Here is a 1,933-nt window from a genome sequence, read left to right on the forward strand (position 1 = left end):
CGGTCAGCTCGTGGCGCCAAGGCCAGCCGGCAGCGATCCGCAGACGTAGGCGGCGGGCTCCGCGGGTGATCCGGGCTGCGGCATGGAGAAGTCGGTAGCGGAGCTTCTTGGGTTCGGCGGTGGCCAACTCGCCGTCCAGTAGCAGGGTTCGGGTCCAGGCGAGCAGGTCGATCGCGGTCAGGGACAGCTCCAGCCAGGCCGCGTTGATGGAGAAGTGGCGGGAGGGGAAGCGGCCGAAGCCGGTGGTCTTGCCGCAGCGGATGTGGTCCTCGACCCTGGCGTGGGCCCGGTGGCGGACTTCCAGGTGCTGCAGCGAACCTCCGCCGGCGACGGGTGTGTCGGTGAGGAAGACCTGGTGGCGCATGCCTTCGTCCTGGTCGAACAGCGACAGTTGTGCGCCGGGGTGGGGCCGCTCGCGGCGCACGATGATGCGGGTGCCGGCTGGATGGCCGGTGAGGTCGACCAGGCCGGTCAGTGAGGTTCCCCCGAGGTGCGGAAGGTTGCCGGACATGGCCTGATTGGTCGTGAGAAGGGAGTATCCGCCCGAGTTGCGACAGAGAGCTGTTGCCGCGTACCGGGCTGCCGATCCGAAGCCCGTGATCCGTCAGATGGCCCGGGACCTGGGCGTGCACCACGAGGCCCTGCGGAACTGGATCCGCCAGGACGAGGCGGACCGGGGCGAGCGTGACGACCGGCTGACCACGGACGAGAAGGAGGAGCTGGCCGCTCTGCGCAAGGAGAACGCCGAGCTCCGCCGGTCCTGCGAGATCCTCAAGGCCGCCTCGGCTTTTTTCGCCCAGGAGCTCGACCCGACCCGGCGACGGTACTGAAGCTCATCGACGAGCACCAGGACTGCTTCGGGGCCGAGCCCGTTCTCCGGGAACTGCACATCCCCGCCTCCACCTACTACCGCTGGCGCCGCGAGGTTCACGAGCCGTGCGCGCGCAAGCGCCACGACGCCGAGCTGACCGAACGCATCCGCCGGATCCACGCCGACTCCGACGAAACCTACGGATCCCCGCGCGTCCACGCGGTCCTGCGGCGCGAGGGCACCCACGTCGGCCGTAAACGGGTCGAGCGCCTGATGCGCCAGGCCGGTCCGCAAGGCGTCAGCCCTCGCCGGCCCCGTTCCTTCACCCGCCGCGATCCGGCCGCCGACCTCGCCCCGGACCTGGTCCGGCGCGACTTCACCGCGGGCGCCCCGAACCGACTGTGGGTCGCCGACATCTCGCTGATCCCCACCGGCGAGGGCCCGTGGTGGCTGGCCTCGATCCGCGACGCGTTCTCCCGCCGCATCGTGGGCTGGCACACCTCCGAGCGCGCGGACGCCGACCTCGTGCTCACCGCCCTGGAGTACGCCCTGCACGGCCGGCCAGTCGAACCCGGGAAGCTGATCCATCACAGCGACCACGGGTGTCAGTACACGTCCATCAAGCTCACAACCCGCCTGCTGAAGGCGGGAATTGAGCCGAGCATGGGCACCGTCGGCGACTCCTACGACAACGCCCTGGCCGAGAACTTCTGGAGCGTACTGAAGACCGAGTGCGTACGTCGCACGACCTTTGGGACCCGCACGGACGCCGACCTGGCGCTTTTCGCCTACATCGACGGCTTCTACAACACCCGCCGCATCCAAAAGCGCCTCGGCTGGCTCAGCCCCGACGAGTACGAGGCGAAGTACTACGCCGACCAGGCGACGGCCGAACCAGTGGCCGTCGGACCGCCTGAACCCATCCTGACCAGGTAATCAGCACCTCCCGCACTGCGGGGGAAGCTCACAGTTCGGCGACCTCGGCCCCGGAACGGATGGAGCCGTTCTGCTCCAGCGCGGGGTGCCGGACCCGGTCGGGCAGGGTGCGGATGGCTTTGCGGACCTCGGCGGTGACGGCGTGTCCGACCGAGAACGTGGTCTGGATCCCGCGCTGTCGGAGCC

At 69.6% G+C, this 1,933-nt stretch carries 2 protein-coding genes and 1 pseudogene; 2 read left to right on the top strand and 1 reads right to left on the bottom strand.

The genetic code is table 11. The annotated features are described in order from the left end of the window. Positions 1-475: pseudogene (locus tag ACIQOV_RS39465) on the bottom strand (transposase); the annotation flags it as partial. A gap of 49 nt (positions 476-524) precedes the next feature. Here ACIQOV_RS39465 and ACIQOV_RS39470 point away from each other — a divergent pair. Then, a complete protein-coding gene (locus ACIQOV_RS39470; RefSeq protein ID WP_331768736.1) occupies positions 525-830 on the top strand; it encodes a transposase in 306 nt (101 codons plus the stop codon). A 5-nt stretch (positions 831-835) separates the two neighbouring features. Continuing rightward, positions 836-1,747 carry an IS3 family transposase gene (locus ACIQOV_RS39475; protein ID WP_331768889.1) on the top strand — a complete coding sequence of 304 codons (912 nt, stop codon included), beginning with the start codon at positions 836-838 and terminating at the stop codon, positions 1,745-1,747. Positions 1,748-1,933: the final 186 nt, after the last annotated feature.

Source organism: Kitasatospora sp. NPDC091257 (genome assembly GCF_044757675.1).
Classification (GTDB): Bacteria; Actinomycetota; Actinomycetes; order Streptomycetales; family Streptomycetaceae; genus Kitasatospora; species Kitasatospora lactacystinica.